At 37.1% G+C, this 768-nt stretch carries 1 protein-coding gene; it reads right to left on the bottom strand.

The features are described from left to right. Positions 1-4: 4 nt before the first annotated feature. Positions 5-768: hypothetical protein (locus P0108_RS07120; protein WP_473730937.1), on the bottom strand; the 764-nt coding region annotated here is incomplete at its 5' end.

Here is a 768-nt window from a genome sequence, read left to right as displayed (position 1 = left end):
CCTCCTACGGTCTCTTGATTTCAAGTGACTTTAATGGGGAGGTGATGTTAACGATTGGATCACTAACTGGGTGATTGCCAAATTTGTATAATTGACAAATTCCTGAACCAGTTATAGTTCCAAGTAATTCTTCTTTTCCTTCTACGGTATATGGGATATTTACGTTAATTTCGTGCCCAGTTTGATTACGTTCACTTTCTACAAGCTTAAAGAATTCTTGATAATCATTCCAATTTCCTAATTGAATGGTGATAACAACTGAATTATCCTTTTCTACATATTCAGCCTCAATGCCACTGATAGCAGATGAATTTTCCGTAGCTTTAATTCCCGTCTTATCAACGTGGAAGTTAGAAGGGAATTTTACCGTATACTGAGCAATAGGGAACTTTTCACCTTCACTAGACATGATTATATTTTCAAATTTCCAAGGTCCAAAACCTTGTCCTTTTATTTCTTTCTCATATACTTTGTAGGCTCCTTCAAAAAGGTCAGCAGCTTCCACGCTTGCGCTTATAGTACCTGTATAAGAGTCTTTTTGCCCTTCAATTGGCGTGACGGGAGATGCAGTTACAGTCTTACTCACATCAACGGTTCCTGTAATTTTCTTTAAGAAAAAGGATCCGCTTACGTTTAATTGACTATCAACTTTATATACAAGTTGTCCTTCAGCCGCAAACGCTTGCGTAGTTCCGGCCATTACACCAAATGCTACTAATGTTGCCATCAATAGACCCATTGTCTTTTTTACTAATGTTTTCATATTTT

The sequence above is a fragment of the Gardnerella sp. c10Ua_244 genome, from assembly GCF_055818055.1.
Note: the sequence above shows the minus strand (reverse complement) of the source record. Positions and strands in the feature narration are given on the sequence as shown.